The following is a 13,691-nucleotide window of genomic DNA, read 5'->3' as shown; positions in this document are numbered from 1 at the left end:
AGGAATACAACATGAGACTGATCCTGTTAGGTGCACCCGGCGCCGGTAAGGGCACTCAGGCCAACTTCATCAGGGAGAAGTTCGGCATCCCGCAGATCTCCACCGGCGACATGCTGCGCGCCGCGATCAAGGCAGGCACCCCGCTCGGTATCGCCGCCAAACAAGTGATGGATGCCGGCAATCTGATCTCCGACGACATCATCATCGATCTGGTCAAGGATCGCATCAAGGAAGCGGACTGCGCCAACGGCTTCCTGTTCGACGGCTTCCCGCGCACCATCCCGCAGGCGCAGGCGATGAAGGATGCCGGTATCAAGATCGACTATGTGGTGGAGATCGACGTCGCGGACAGCGAGATCGTGCAACGCATGAGCGGCCGCCGCGTGCATCCCGCCTCGGGACGCACCTATCATCTGGTGTTCAACCCGCCCAAGGTGGCAGGCAAGGACGACATCACCGGCGAGGAGCTGGTGCAACGCCCCGACGATGCGGAAGACACGGTGATCAAACGCCTCGGTGTCTATCACGACCAGACACAGCCGCTGGTCGAATACTACAGCGCCTGGCAGAAGTCCGGCGATGCGCTGGCCCCACGGGTCGTGCATGTCCCCGGCGTGGGCAGCGTCGACGACATCCGCGCACAGGTGTTCAAGGTGCTGGGAGCCTGAACATGGCGAGCAAACCGGTATTGACGCTGGAGGATGCCAAGCGTGTCGCTGCTGCCGCCGAGGCCGAGGCGCGCGCCAATGACTGGAAAGTGTCCATCGTAGTCGTCGACGACGGCGGCCACATGCTGTACATGCAGCGCAGTCACGATACGCGCTTCGGCAGCGTCGAGACTGCCACCGCCAAAGCCCACATGGCGGCGGCGCTGCATATGCCCTCCAAGGCTTCCGAAGATGCCGTGATGGGCGGCCGGCTGATCCATCTCGCCCTGCCCGGTGTGATCCCGGCCGAAGGCGGCGTGCCGCTGCTGCGCGACGGTGTCGTGGTCGGGGCGATCGGTATCAGCGGGGTGCGTTCGGCCCAAGACGGGCAGATCGCGGCGGCCGGAGCAGCCGCTCTCTAGGGGATTTAACTGCGCCGGATGTTCCGGCGCAGTCTCGCCTTACCTAGGCTCGCGGTACTGGTCCTGCGTCATCAGGTCGATACCGCACGGCAATGTCTCGATCCAGTTCAGGAACTCGTTCACCATCTTCTTGCCTTTGAACATGCGGCCGTGCTGCGGCACGATCATCTCCACATCCATGCCGCGCACCATGTTCACCCAGTAACGGCAGATCTTGTTGGAGATCATATAGCGCTTGTGGAAGCCTTCCATGTACTGGATATGCGACTTGAAGTCCTCCACCGGCGTGTCGACTGCGGTGTGCGGCACGATGGAGGCACCCATGTCGCCGGTGAAAAGGATCTTGCTGACCGGATCGTAGAACTGAAAGTTGCCCTCGGAGTGCATGAAGTGCGCCGGGATCGCCTTGATGACGGAGTTACCCAGCGGCAGCACCATCCCTTCGTCGGGAATGCCTTCCACCCGCCCGGCCGAGTTGCCCACACTGCAGAAGTGCGGCACGAAACGTGCCCACAGTTTGGAGATCATCACCTTGCATTCGGAGTGGATCATCCACTTGTTGACCGAGGCGATGATGTCCGGGTCGGCATGCGATGCCAGGATGTAATCCAGGTTCTTCGGCGCGAAATAGTTGTGCATCTCCATCAACAGGCCGTTGTAGGTCATGTTGCCACCCGGATCGAGCAATGCACCATGTTCGTGGTCGATGATCAGGAACTGGTTGGCTTGCACCGCCTCGCCCATCGAGTCATCCACCAGGTCATCAAATATCAGGCACAGGTGCTTGCCGTTATTGAACAGTTCGATCGCCATTCCACTCTCCAGAGATAATCGTTTTTATAAACAGGTCGCGCATTCTAGCGAAACATGTCTTGCGTGAATTTGATGAAAATCAATTCTGCCGCCTCGACCGCCGAAATAAAATCGGCGTAAGATGGGCATAGTCTTCATCAACCTGCGGGGGAAGCATAACATGGCAAAAAAGAACGCGTTCTATGCGCAATCCGGCGGCGTCACTGCCGTCATCAACGCCTCAGCCTGCGGAGTCATCGAGACCGCCCGCAAGCACAAAGACAAGATCGGAAAAGTCTACGCGGGGCGCAACGGAATCATCGGTGCCCTCACCGAAGAACTGATCGACACCTCCAAAGAATCCGCCAAAGCCATCGCCGCCCTGCGCAATACGCCTTCCGGCGCCTTCGGCTCCTGCCGCTTCAAACTCAAGGGGCTGGAAGAGAACCAGCGCGAATACCAGCGCCTGATAGAAGTGTTCAAGGCACACAACATCGGTTACTTCTTCTATAACGGCGGCGGCGACTCAGCCGACACCTGCTACAAGGTGTCCCAACTCTCCGAGAAGATGGGTTATCCGGTGCAGGCCATCCACGTGCCCAAGACCGTGGACAACGACCTGCCCATCACCGACTGCTGTCCCGGCTTCGGCTCGGTCGCCAAATACATCGCCGTCTCCACGCTGGAAGCCAGCTACGACGTGCGCTCCATGGCCAAGACCTCGACCAAGGTGTTCGTGCTGGAAGTGATGGGCCGCCACGCGGGCTGGATCGCCGCTGCAGGCGGTCTCGCCGAGGCGCAAGGGATCCCGGTGGTCATCCTGTTCCCCGAGATCGAATTCGACCAGAAGAAATTCCTCGCGAAGGTCGATGCCATGGTGAAGAAGCACGGCTACTGCACGGTGGTCGTATCCGAAGGCTGCCACTATCCGGACGGCAAGTTCATCGCCGAGCAGGGTACGAAGGACGCGTTCGGCCACGCACAACTCGGCGGCGCCGCGCCGGTCATCGCCAACATGGTGAAGGAAGCGTTCGGCTACAAGTTCCACTGGGCGGTGGCCGACTACCTGCAACGCGCCGCGCGCCACATCGCGTCAAAGACCGACGTGGAACAGGCTTACGCGCTGGGCAAGGCAGCCGTCGAGCTGGCGCTCAAGGGCGAGAACTCGGTGATGCCCGCCATCCTGCGCACCTCAGACAAACCCTATAAATGGAAGATCGGCGTCGCGCCGCTGTCCAAGGTCGCCAATGTTGAGAAGTTCATGCCGCGCGACTTCATCACACGGGACGGCTTCGGCATCACGGACAAATGCCGCGCCTATCTGATACCACTGATCAAGGGCGAAGACTATCCGGCCTACAAGGATGGCTTGCCGCAATATGTGCAACTGAAGAATGTGGCAGTGCCCGCCAAACTGCCGAAGTTCAAGATCTGAAACTCAACGCCGCTCCGCAAGGGGCGGTTTTAACTTGGGGAGGGAACGATGTCATCTGCTCTTGGTTTCGCCTTGTTGTGCGCCATCGCCGCATTGCTCTATGGCGGCATTTCGATCAAATGGATACTGGGCCTGCCGACCGGCAACGACCGCATGCGCGAGATCGCGGCGGCGGTACAGGAAGGCGCGCAGGCCTATCTGAACCGGCAATACAGCACCATCGCACTGGTCGGCACCATCCTGCTGGTGGCGATCTTCGTCGCGCTGGGCTGGCAGACGGCGGTCGGGTTCCTGCTCGGCGCAACATTGTCCGGCCTGACCGGCTACATCGGCATGAACGTCTCGGTGCGCGCCAACATCCGTACCGCACAAGCAGCCAATGACGGGCTGAACGCCGCACTGAACGTGGCCTTCAAGGGCGGCGCGATCACCGGCCTGCTGGTGGTCGGACTGGGACTGCTGGGCGTGGCCGGTTACTACGCCTTCCTCACCATCACGATGGGGGCCAGTACCAGCGAAGCGACCCATGCGCTGGTCGGTCTGGCGTTCGGCGGATCGCTGATTTCCATCTTCGCCCGTCTGGGCGGCGGCATCTTCACCAAGGGCGCCGACGTCGGCGCCGACCTGGTCGGCAAGGTCGAAGCCGGTATTCCGGAAGACGATTCGCGCAATCCGGCGGTGATCGCCGACAACGTGGGCGACAACGTGGGCGATTGTGCCGGCATGGCGGCCGACCTGTTCGAGACCTATGCGGTGACCATCATCGCCACCATGGTGCTGGGCGGCCTGCTCATCACCGGTTCGCCCGAAGCGGTGATCTACCCGCTGGTGCTGGGCGGCGTGTCCATCATCGCTTCCATCGTCGGCACCTTCTTCGTCAAGGCACATGAAGGCGGCAAGATCATGAACGCACTCTATCGCGGCTTGCTGGTCTCCGGTGCACTGGCCGTGGCCGCGTTCTATCCGGTCACCACCTGGATACTGGGCGACGGCGTGATGATAGACGGGAGGCTCGTGACCTCTATGGACCTCTATCTCGCCTCGCTGATCGGTCTGGCACTGACCGCCGCGATGGTATGGATCACAGAGTATTACACCGCCACCGATTTCAGCCCGGTGCAGCATATCGCGCACGCCTCGACTACCGGCCACGGCACCAACATCATCGCCGGTCTGGGCGTGTCGATGAAATCCACCGCACTGCCGGTGATCGCCGTCTGCCTGTCGATCTGGGGCGCGTTCGAACTGGGCGGCCTGTACGGCATCGCCATCGCCGCGACCTCCATGCTGTCGATGGCCGGCATCATCGTGGCACTGGACGCCTACGGCCCGATCACCGACAACGCGGGCGGCATCGCCGAGATGGCCGGTCTCGACGAAAAGATCCGCAACATCACCGACCCGCTGGACGCGGTGGGCAACACCACCAAGGCGGTGACCAAGGGTTACGCCATCGGCTCTGCCGGACTGGCGGCACTGGTGCTGTTCGCCGACTACACCCACGCGCTGGCGACGCACGGCGGCCCGGCGCTGACCTTCGACCTGTCCAACCACATGGTCATCATCGGCCTGTTCATCGGCGGCATGGTGCCTTATCTGTTCGGCGCGATGGGCATGGAGGCGGTCGGCCGCGCGGCCGGCTCGGTGGTGATTGAAGTGCGCCGTCAATTCAAAGATATCCCAGGCATCATGGCAGGCACGGCCAAGCCGGAATACGGCACCTGCGTCGACATGCTGACCCGCGCGGCGATCAAGGAGATGATCGTGCCCTCGCTGCTGCCGGTCGCGGTGCCGCTGATCGTCGGCCTGCTGCTGGGCCCCCAGGCGCTGGGCGGCGTGCTGGTCGGTACCATCATCACCGGCATCTTCGTGGCCATCTCCATGACCACCGGCGGCGGCGCCTGGGACAATGCCAAGAAGTACATCGAGGAAGGCCACCACGGCGGCAAAGGTTCAGAAGCCCACAAGGCCGCCGTGACCGGCGATACGGTAGGCGACCCGTACAAGGATACCGCCGGCCCGGCGGTGAATCCGCTGATCAAGATCATCAACATCGTTGCGCTGATGATCGTGCCGCTGCTGTGACCGTTACGGTATTTCCATGCAAAAAGGCCGACTCTGCGTCGGCCTTATTTGCATGGACATGCCTGAACGGATAGCTCAAGCAGGCTTCCACACCTCCCACCACTTCCTGGAAGCAGACATGCGGGCGAATTCCGCAGTCGCTTCCCGTTCCCACGCGGTCACGGAAAAACCGGACTGCTGCAGCGCAGCACTGTATTGGGTATCCACGCCCTGGATGTGGTCCCTGAGCCATGACTTCAGGAAGCTGAGCATCTCGAAATAGATCGGCTTCTCCTCCATCATGTGCTTGTTACATAGCTCATCCAGTTGCGCAATCAGCTTGCGGTGCTCTTCCATATGCGGCACCAGATCTTTGTATCTTGCTTCGCGCATCAAACGTTCCTCCAGCGCGAAATGTGTCCTGGTATAGCTGGTCAGCGCATCCAGTATCCCCGCGATGGCTTTGTCCCCTTCCCGCCTGGATACCGCAACAAAAAGGCGATTCAGGATATTGACCAGTTCCTGATGTTGGTCATCGATAGTTTTGATATTGACACTGTAATCGGGCAGCCACTTGAAGAAAACCTCATCACTTGTCATTTGCACCTCCACGGAAAGACACGTTGCTCACCACCCTCCTCGGACACGCACAGACGAACTGGCATGCAGGAAGGCAACGATCTCTGCGGTTTCGGGAAGACAGGAAGCGATACACAACGGTCACAGGACTGATTCGTCTCTGTGGCGGTCCCGCTACCATAGTTTCCCTTAGGCCGGAGACTTTGCGCCCATACCTTTCGATATGTTTGCCAAGTGGGACGGATATTAACCACTATCTTGCACATGGACAATGTGTTTTTCTTTTCCCCAGCCACCGCTCAAGGCAACCCGGCCGGACAGTTCTCACCCGGCGCTCAATTCCGCTCTGCAGACAGGTCCATTTGGTTTATCCTTGCCGTCCTCAAGTTGTTGCACAGAACCCAGACACTGCATCCCGCTAAATGAATAGCGTCGATTCTCTTACAGGATTCCTGAATCGCTTCGGCTGCTTCCACACAGCCATGCGATTGGCTGCCGAAGCGAGCGGCAGCCGGCAGACTTTCGCCGTGATCTGGCTCGATCTCGACCGCTTCAAACAGATCAACGAATCGTTCGGCCATCTGGTCGGTGACGAGGTGATCGAGAACCTGGCCACCCGTTTCCGGCCGTGCGTGTTGGGCCGCGCCGAGATCTCGCGGGTAGGCGGTGACGAATTCGTGCTGCTGGCCCCGGGATTCAACCGCGAGCAAGCATTCCTGTTCGCCGTCGAGCTGGCAAGCATCGTGCAAGAACCACTCCATATCGGCAGTCTGACCCTGCGCCCGACCGCCAGCATCGGCGTCGCGGTCCACGAACCGAATGAAGATCCGCTCACGCTGCTTGAGCGTGCCGACCATGCCATGTTCGCGGCCAAATCCAAGGGCGGCAACAGCATCGTCTGCTCGGGGGACGAGCCCATCCCGGGACGCATGGGCGTCACCCTTGCCCGCGAAGAGCTCGCCATCGAAAGCACCCTGCATGAAGCGCTGGAAACGGGCGGCTTCTGCCTGCACTACCAGCCCATCATCCGCTCCGACGGGAAGGTCGAGGCTGTCGAGGCCCTGATGCGCTGCAATCTGAACGGCGAGAACATCTCCCCGATGCGGTTCATCCCGGTCGCGGAGAAGACCGGCCTCATCACCCGTCTCGGCGAACTCAGCCTGATGCAGGGGGCGATGCAGGCACGCGCCCTGCAGGACGCCGGCTTCAAGACCAAGGTCGCCATCAATGTCTCCCGTGCGCAATTGATCTCTGCGGAATTCACCCATGCGATGCACGCGGCGCTGGTCTGTTCCAATGCAAGCCCCGAACTGATCGAACTTGAATTGACCGAATCGCTGTTCATGGACATCTCGGATACGGTCCAGCAGAACCTGAAGGAGATCATTGCCGCCGGCGTGAATCTGTCCATCGACGATTTCGGCACCGGCTATTCCTGCCTGGCCAGCCTGAAAGACCTGCCGGCGGGGAAGCTCAAGCTGGACCGTGCATTCGTGACTGTCTTGCCGGACGATAGACGCGCATTGTCCGTGGTCAATGCAGTGACCCGACTCGGGCACGAACTGGGCATGACCATCGTGGCCGAGGGATGCGAGAACCAGCAACAGATCGATGTCTTGCTTGAGGCCGGTGTGGATGCCATACAGGGCTTCTTTTACGCGAAACCCATGCCGGAAGCAGAACTGCTGAACTGGCTTAAAGCACGGAGCACATGATTTTGGACCTGCAGACCCCCAGCCCGACCCCATTGGACCGCATGGTCGAACAAACGGTGATCGACCTCGGCATCCCGCCCTGTCCAGCCATCCTGAGGCGGTTCATGGTCGAAGCGGAAAAGGACGAGCCGGATTACCATCGACTGGCCAGCATCATCTGCTCCGACGTCAGCCTGTCCGCCAGTCTGATCAAGACCGCGAACTCCCCGTATTTCGGGGTCCGGCAACGGGTGCGTTCCGTCAACGAGGCACTGGTCATACTCGGCCTGAACACCGCCAGCCGTGCTGTGGCCGGTATCATCCTGCGCAAATCGTTCCCCACCGTTCCGAACCTGGAGCGATTCTGGGATGCCTCCTCGCGTTTCGCACGCCTGTCCGGATGGCTTGCGCAGCAGTTGAACGGCCTGAGGATCCCGCCCGAGGACGCCTATACTTTCGGCCTGTTCCGGGATTGCGGCATACCGGTCTTGCTCAAACGTCTGCCCAGCTACGAATCGGTGTTGCAATCGGCCAACAACGAAGCCGAGCTGGGATTCACAATGGTCGAGGATGACGTGTTGCCGACCAATCACGCCATCGTGGGCTGCGTGCTGGCCCAGAGCTGGTGGTTGCCGGAAGAGATCTGCCTGTCCATACGCCACCATCACGACCAGCCGGTGCTGGCCGCCACCAGCTCCCCGCCGCCCCTGATCACCCGCAAACTCATCGCCGTCACCCAGCTGGCGGAACATCTCGTGCAACAGCAGCTCGGTCTCAGTCTCACCCATGAATGGGACAAGCTGGGCGCGACCTGCCTGAAACTGCTGGATATCGACCAAGCCAGGCTGGAAGCCTTGGCGCTCGAGGCCGCTCCGGTCATTGCCGCCAACGAATAGGCAGTATTGGGCATAGCCCGGCCCGGTGGTACAATCCGCGCCTTCATTTTTTATGGCAAAGGCGACGCATCATGGGTTTGAACAAGGTACCTTCCGGCAACAACCTCCCCGACGATTTCAACGTCATCATCGAGATCCCGCAACACGGCGAGCCGGTCAAGTATGAAGTCGACAAGGATTCCGGCGCGATCTTCGTCGACCGCTTCATGAACACCGCGATGCACTACCCCTGCAACTACGGTTATATCCCGCACACCCTGTCCGATGACGGTGATCCGGTCGACGTGCTGGTCATCACCCCGGTCCCTTTGAATAGTGGTGTGGTGGTGCGCTGCCGTCCGCTGGCCGTGCTGAAGATGGAAGACGAATCCGGTTTCGATGCCAAGGTTCTGGCAGTGCCGGTGGACAAGCTTTCCACCCTGTATCGCGGCCTGAAGAGCTACAGCGAGTTGCCCGAGATCATCCTCAAGCAGATCGAACACTTCTTCGCCCACTACAAGGATCTGGAGCCCAACAAGTGGGTCAAGATCGGCGGCTGGGAAGGTATCGAAGAAGCACGCAAAGAGATCATGGCCGGCGTTGATAACTACAACAACGCCAAAGTAAAACCCGAGTTCTGATCAGGAGCACAGAGATGACCGCACGCATCATCGACGGTAAAGCCATCGCGCAGGAAGTACGTGCCGAATGGAAGGTTCGCGCCGACGCGCTGAAGGCGCGCGGCATCACGCCGGGCCTGGCGGTCATCATCGTCGGCGAAGACCCGGCCTCCAAGGTCTATGTCGCCAACAAGGTGAAAGCCTGCGCCGAACTGGGTCTGCATTCAGAGCACATCGCCCTGCCTGCAGACACCAGCGAAGCCGCCTTGCTGGCACAGATCGATGCGCTGAACAAGGATCCGAAGATCCACGGCATCCTGGTGCAATTGCCGGTGCCCAAGCACATAGACAGCGACAAGGTGCTGAACGCCATCGATCCCGAGAAGGATGTCGACGGCTTCCATCCTGTCAACGTCGGCGCGCTGGCCACCGGCAACATGCGCTTCGCGCCCTGCACGCCCTACGGTTCGCTGGTGCTGTTGCAGAAGAGCGGTGTCTCCATCGAGGGCAAGCACGCCGTGGTAGTGGGCCGCAGCAACATCGTGGGCAAACCGATGGCGCTGTTGCTGCTGCAGCACAACGCCACGGTCACCATCTGCACTTCGAAGACGCAGGACCTGGCCAAGCACACGCGCGACGCCGACATCCTGGTGGTCGCCACCGGAAGGCCGAAGATGATCACCGGCGACATGATCAAGCCCGGCGCGGCCGTGATCGACGTAGGCATCAACCGGCTGCCGGACGGAAAACTGTGCGGCGACGTGGATTTCGAATCCGCCAAGGAAGTGGCCGGCTGCATCACCCCGGTACCGGGCGGCGTGGGCCCGATGACCATCACCATGCTGGTGGCGAACACGGTGCAGTCCGCGGAACGCGCGGCCCGATAAGAACCGGCCCTTGCGGCCGGTTTTTTTCACCTCTTCACTGCGCCAACAAACGGCTGAACGCCTCCAGCGGCATCGGCCTTCCGAACAGGTATCCCTGAAACAGCTTGCATCCGTTCCACTCCAGGAAATCGCGTTGCGCCTGCGTTTCAACGCCCTCCGCGATCACCTCCATGCCCAGGTTGTTCGCCATACCGATGATGGTCTGGATGATGGCGGCGTCGGATGATTTGCTGCCGATGTGCTGCACGAAGGACTGGTCGATCTTGAGCTGGTTCAGCGGCAACTGCGTGAGGTAGGCCAGCGACGAATAGCCCGTGCCGAAATCATCCATGGCGAAACTGAGACCGAGTTCGTTCAGCGCCTGCATCTTGGCGATGCTGTCGCCGACATCGTCAAGCACGATGCTCTCGGTCAATTCCAGCTTGAGGCGGCTCGGGTCTATCCCGCTAACTTCAAGCACATCCCTGATCTGCGAGACGAAGTCCGCCTGACGGAACTGTCGCGCACTGACATTGACGGCGAGCAGCAATTCGCGCGTGGCCGCATCGTGCGACCAGAGGGCGATCTGGTGGCAGGCAGTTTCCAGCACCCATTTTCCGATGGGAAGGATCAGGCCGTTCTCCTCCGCCAGCGGTATGAACTGCAGCGGCGGGATCAGACCGCGTTCGGGGTGTATCCAGCGCAGCAACACCTCTGCACCGATGACGCGCCCCTGCACATCGACCTGCGGCTGGTAGTACAGTTCGAACTCGTTCAACCGCAATGCCTCACGCAAGCCGACCTCGGTCTGCGCCCGCGCCTCGAGTTCGTGTTGCATGGCAGGATCGAAGAAGCGCAGCGTGTCGCGGCCGGATTTCTTCGCTTCGTACATGGCCGTATCCGCCTGCTTGAGCAGCTCGTCCATCGTGTCCTTGTAATTGATGAACAGCGTGATGCCCATGCTGGAAGAACTGTGGAATTCAGCCCCCTCGAGCTGGTAGGGTTCACTGAGCGATGCCAGCACCTTCTCTCCCACCGCCCGCGCCTGCACGGCGGCATGCGCACTATCCTCGCTCAACCCCTCCAGCAACAGCACGAACTCGTCACCACCGAAGCGCGCCACGGTATCGCCCTCGCGCACGGCCGCCTGCAAACGGCGCGAGACCTCGATCAGCAGCAGGTCGCCGATGCCGTGCCCCTTGGTGTCGTTCAAAGTCTTGAAATTATCCAGGTCGATGAACATGAGTGCACCGCCGGTACGGTTGCGCGCGCCGCTGGCGATAGCCTGCCGCAAGCGATCCAGCAACAGGCGGCGGTTGGGCAACTGGCTGAGCGGGTCGTAGAAGGCAAGATGATGGATCTCGTTCTCGGCTTTCTTGCGCTCGGTGAAGTCGACATAGGCACCGACGTAGTTCGTCACGCGGCCTTCCTTGTCCACCACGGCCGTGATACTCAGCCAGGCGGGGAATATCTCGCCGTTCTTGCGGCGGTTCCATATCTCACCCTGCCAGCTGTAGTCGCGTTGCAGACTGGCCCACATCCGCTCGAAGAACACCCCGCTCTGGCGATCCGACCTCAGGATGGCCGGACTCTTCCCTATGACCTCAGCGGCCGTATAACCTGTCAGATCGGTGAAAGCCTGGTTGATCTGGATGATGTTCGCCTGTGCATCGGTGACCATCATCCCTTCTTCCGTCTCGAATGCCGTCGCCGCGATGCGCAAGGCGGCCTCGCGCTCTTCCAGCTCCGCCATCATGCGATTGAACGCATGCGCCATGCGCGCGATGTCGCGCGGGCCGCCCGGTTGCGCGCGCACGCCTATCTCGCCGCGCTGGGCGCGGGCCATGCTCTCGGAGAGTTCGTCCAGCGGGCGAGACAGGTTGCGCGTCAGCTTGCCGATCAGCAACAGGAACAGCAAGGCAAAGGAGAATGAGGTCAGCAGATTGGTGATGAAGATATTGGAGGTCGTCTGTGCCAGCGCCGATTTGCTCATCACAACGGAAACATACCCGAGCAACTCCGGTTTGCCCGCATCGCCGAACGGGGATTCCTCCGCCGGTTGAGAGAACACCGGCGCAGAAAAATGCCAGGCCTTGCTGCTTTCCGCATTGAGCATGGAATCCGCCTGCAGCCCCCCCGTCTCCTGTTTCCGCATGAACTGTGCCAGATCGACATTGCCCTGCGCCAGCAACAGATCACCGTTGGCATGTCTGATCTCCATGCCGATCACACCGGGGAAGGACATGGTTGCATGCATCACTTCGTTGGCGTTCTCTGCCGACGAATAGATCAGCGCCAGCGTACTCTGCCGGGCCAGATTGTCGGTGATGCGCCGCCCCTGCGAGATCATGTCCTCGCGCACATGCTCGTTCACCTGCCATGATCCCGCGATCGATGCGAACAGCGACAGGAACAGGATCCCAAGTGTGATGGATATTCCGATCTGCCGTTTGAAAGTGAACCGCTGGAGGAAGGCGCTGAAATGCTGTCTCATCTCTTCGCGCCTCATTGCTCGGGGAATGCCATATCGAAACTCTGTAGCCGGCTGGTATTGACCCCCAGATGGCGGGCGGTACGCAGATTGACCGCCATCAGCACTTCGCGCAGGGGCACCAGCCCCGAGCCATTGCCACCGGATGCCAACAGGCTCAACGCCGAGCCCGCCAGACTGCGCCCCAGATCCACATTGTCCGGATAGAGCGAGAACAGGACACCGCGTCGCACATGGCTGAAACTGCTGGAGAACACCGTCAGATTGCGCGCCCAGGATTCCTGCAACAGCAAGGGCATCACCGTGCTGTCTTCCACCGTGGTCGAATCCTGCGGCAACCACAGCGCGTCCTTTTCCACATCCGCTTTGGCCAGTATCTCCTGATAGGCGCGCATGGCAGCACGCAGATCCTGCGCCGGGTAAGTCACCAGCTCTATGCCCTGCTCACGCGCCGCCTCTGTCGCCAGCCGCATCAGCCATTCGTTCTGGCGTGGATCGTAGACGGTGAAGATGCGCCTGGCCTTGGGCATCATGCTCTTCAGGCGCGAGAACAACAGCGCTGGATCGGGAGAGAGACTGTTCACCAGCGAGGATCGCACCTCCTCTTCCGAAGCCGACAACACGCCACCCACGACCACACCGAGATCGTTTTCCAGCGAGCGGGCGACCTTCATGCCCTGGCGACCGAGCGCGATCACCACCCTGGCATCCTCGCGGCGCAGACTGTCCTGCAGCGCCTTGACGTCGACATTGGGACCGACCGGGAAATTGCTGACCCGGCCTTTGGCCTTGTCGGCGATACCGTCGATGATCTGGGTGAACACACTGCGATATGGCTCGCCGATATCCGGGTAGATCACGGCGATCCCGCCCGCATCACCGGCCTGCGCCACCTTGTTGGAAAGCCGCCTGCCGGTCGCCACCGCAACGGCGGGGCCGGCGACACGCACCGGGATCACCATGACTTCCTGGAAGGCACCGAAGGTATCGGCGTCACGCGCAACCTCGTCAGCCCAGGAGCTATGCTGCGGGAAATCTTCCGGGATCTTGGAGAACGCCCATGAACCGGGCGCACAGGCCAGCAGCAAAACTGCGATGGAAAGGCTGCCGCAGGTCGATCTTGCTGCCGCTGATGCTGGCTTCCACACAGTCATGCTCTCCTATGCATACGGACCATTCGGCACTCAAAGGCGGAGGCTATCTGCC

Annotated in this window: 12 protein-coding genes and 1 riboswitch; of the genes, 8 read left to right on the top strand and 4 right to left on the bottom strand. The window is 60.8% G+C overall.

The window, feature by feature from the left end; genetic code table 11:
* Positions 1 to 11: 11 nt before the first annotated feature.
* Complete coding sequence (gene adk / locus ACYPYQ_RS08010; RefSeq protein WP_459722538.1) at positions 12 to 668, top strand: adenylate kinase; 657 nt, start codon at positions 12 to 14, stop codon at positions 666 to 668.
* A 2-nt stretch (positions 669 to 670) separates the two neighbouring features.
* On the top strand, positions 671 to 1,069 hold the full coding sequence (locus ACYPYQ_RS08005; RefSeq protein ID WP_459722535.1) for a GlcG/HbpS family heme-binding protein: 399 nt from the start codon (positions 671 to 673) through the stop codon (positions 1,067 to 1,069).
* A 39-nt stretch (positions 1,070 to 1,108) separates the two neighbouring features.
* Here the strand turns inward: ACYPYQ_RS08005 and ACYPYQ_RS08000 are convergent, their stop codons facing one another.
* Positions 1,109 to 1,882, bottom strand: coding sequence for an oxygen-binding di-iron domain-containing protein (locus tag ACYPYQ_RS08000; protein WP_459722531.1), 774 nt, complete (start codon positions 1,880 to 1,882; stop codon positions 1,109 to 1,111).
* A 160-nt stretch (positions 1,883 to 2,042) separates the two neighbouring features.
* Between ACYPYQ_RS08000 and ACYPYQ_RS07995 the strand changes: the two genes are divergently transcribed.
* Both ACYPYQ_RS07995 and ACYPYQ_RS07990 read left to right on the top strand, forming a co-directional pair.
* A complete protein-coding gene (locus tag ACYPYQ_RS07995; protein ID WP_459722529.1) occupies positions 2,043 to 3,296 on the top strand; it encodes a 6-phosphofructokinase in 1,254 nt (417 codons plus the stop codon).
* 48 nt (positions 3,297 to 3,344) lie between these two features.
* Complete coding sequence (locus ACYPYQ_RS07990) at positions 3,345 to 5,381, top strand: sodium-translocating pyrophosphatase (RefSeq protein ID WP_459722526.1); 2,037 nt, start codon at positions 3,345 to 3,347, stop codon at positions 5,379 to 5,381.
* 75 nt (positions 5,382 to 5,456) lie between these two features.
* On the opposite strand, the gene ACYPYQ_RS07985 is transcribed toward ACYPYQ_RS07990, so the two are convergent.
* The gene (locus ACYPYQ_RS07985; protein WP_459722523.1) at positions 5,457 to 5,960 is read right to left on the bottom strand and encodes a bacteriohemerythrin; all 504 of its coding nucleotides are present in this window, start codon (positions 5,958 to 5,960) and stop codon (positions 5,457 to 5,459) included.
* Between the two features lie 140 nt (positions 5,961 to 6,100).
* Positions 6,101 to 6,181: riboswitch (cyclic di-GMP riboswitch) on the bottom strand.
* 180 nt (positions 6,182 to 6,361) lie between these two features.
* Between ACYPYQ_RS07985 and ACYPYQ_RS07980 the strand changes: the two genes are divergently transcribed.
* The 4 genes from ACYPYQ_RS07980 to folD all read left to right on the top strand — a co-directional run bounded on the left by ACYPYQ_RS07980 (position 6,362) and on the right by folD (position 10,015).
* Complete coding sequence (locus tag ACYPYQ_RS07980) at positions 6,362 to 7,654, top strand: putative bifunctional diguanylate cyclase/phosphodiesterase (protein WP_459722520.1); 1,293 nt, start codon at positions 6,362 to 6,364, stop codon at positions 7,652 to 7,654.
* The gene (locus ACYPYQ_RS07975) at positions 7,651 to 8,529 is read left to right on the top strand and encodes an HDOD domain-containing protein (RefSeq protein ID WP_459722517.1); all 879 of its coding nucleotides are present in this window, start codon (positions 7,651 to 7,653) and stop codon (positions 8,527 to 8,529) included. The genes ACYPYQ_RS07980 and ACYPYQ_RS07975 overlap by 4 nt, the downstream gene beginning before the upstream one ends.
* A 71-nt stretch (positions 8,530 to 8,600) precedes the next feature.
* Positions 8,601 to 9,149 carry an inorganic diphosphatase gene (gene ppa, locus ACYPYQ_RS07970; protein WP_459722514.1) on the top strand — a complete coding sequence of 183 codons (549 nt, stop codon included), beginning with the start codon at positions 8,601 to 8,603 and terminating at the stop codon, positions 9,147 to 9,149.
* A 14-nt stretch (positions 9,150 to 9,163) separates the two neighbouring features.
* On the top strand, positions 9,164 to 10,015 hold the full coding sequence (gene folD / locus ACYPYQ_RS07965) for a bifunctional methylenetetrahydrofolate dehydrogenase/methenyltetrahydrofolate cyclohydrolase FolD (RefSeq protein ID WP_459722511.1): 852 nt from the start codon (positions 9,164 to 9,166) through the stop codon (positions 10,013 to 10,015).
* Positions 10,016 to 10,049: 34 nt separating this feature from the next.
* Here the strand turns inward: folD and ACYPYQ_RS07960 are convergent, their stop codons facing one another.
* Together ACYPYQ_RS07960 and ACYPYQ_RS07955 are read right to left on the bottom strand one after the other, a co-directional pair.
* Positions 10,050 to 12,488 (bottom strand): EAL domain-containing protein, encoded by a 2,439-nt coding sequence (locus tag ACYPYQ_RS07960; protein WP_459722509.1) that lies wholly within the window; start codon positions 12,486 to 12,488, stop codon positions 10,050 to 10,052.
* 11 nt (positions 12,489 to 12,499) lie between these two features.
* Entirely contained in the window at positions 12,500 to 13,639 is a 1,140-nt protein-coding gene (locus ACYPYQ_RS07955; protein ID WP_459722506.1) for an ABC transporter substrate binding protein, read from the bottom strand.
* Positions 13,640 to 13,691: the final 52 nt, after the last annotated feature.

This window comes from Sideroxyarcus sp. TK5, assembly GCF_054601595.1.
The sequence above is the reverse complement of the archived record's forward strand: the minus strand, read 5'-3'. Positions and strand labels throughout refer to the sequence as shown.

What these genes read in the sequence shown, in the direction of transcription:
- adk (WP_459722538.1), top strand. Translation starts at nt 12, where the DNA reads ATGAGACTGATCCTGTTAGGTGCACCCGGCGCCGGTAAGGGCACTCAG.
- ACYPYQ_RS08005 (WP_459722535.1), top strand. Translation starts at nt 671, where the DNA reads ATGGCGAGCAAACCGGTATTGACGCTGGAGGATGCCAAGCGTGTCGCT.
- ACYPYQ_RS08000 (WP_459722531.1), bottom strand. Translation starts at nt 1,882, where the DNA reads ATGGCGATCGAACTGTTCAATAACGGCAAGCACCTGTGCCTGATATTT.
- ACYPYQ_RS07995 (WP_459722529.1), top strand. Translation starts at nt 2,043, where the DNA reads ATGGCAAAAAAGAACGCGTTCTATGCGCAATCCGGCGGCGTCACTGCC.
- ACYPYQ_RS07990 (WP_459722526.1), top strand. Translation starts at nt 3,345, where the DNA reads ATGTCATCTGCTCTTGGTTTCGCCTTGTTGTGCGCCATCGCCGCATTG.
- ACYPYQ_RS07985 (WP_459722523.1), bottom strand. Translation starts at nt 5,960, where the DNA reads ATGACAAGTGATGAGGTTTTCTTCAAGTGGCTGCCCGATTACAGTGTC.
- ACYPYQ_RS07980 (WP_459722520.1), top strand. Translation starts at nt 6,362, where the DNA reads ATGAATAGCGTCGATTCTCTTACAGGATTCCTGAATCGCTTCGGCTGC.
- ACYPYQ_RS07975 (WP_459722517.1), top strand. Translation starts at nt 7,651, where the DNA reads ATGATTTTGGACCTGCAGACCCCCAGCCCGACCCCATTGGACCGCATG.
- ppa (WP_459722514.1), top strand. Translation starts at nt 8,601, where the DNA reads ATGGGTTTGAACAAGGTACCTTCCGGCAACAACCTCCCCGACGATTTC.
- folD (WP_459722511.1), top strand. Translation starts at nt 9,164, where the DNA reads ATGACCGCACGCATCATCGACGGTAAAGCCATCGCGCAGGAAGTACGT.
- ACYPYQ_RS07960 (WP_459722509.1), bottom strand. Translation starts at nt 12,488, where the DNA reads ATGAGACAGCATTTCAGCGCCTTCCTCCAGCGGTTCACTTTCAAACGG.
- ACYPYQ_RS07955 (WP_459722506.1), bottom strand. Translation starts at nt 13,639, where the DNA reads ATGACTGTGTGGAAGCCAGCATCAGCGGCAGCAAGATCGACCTGCGGC.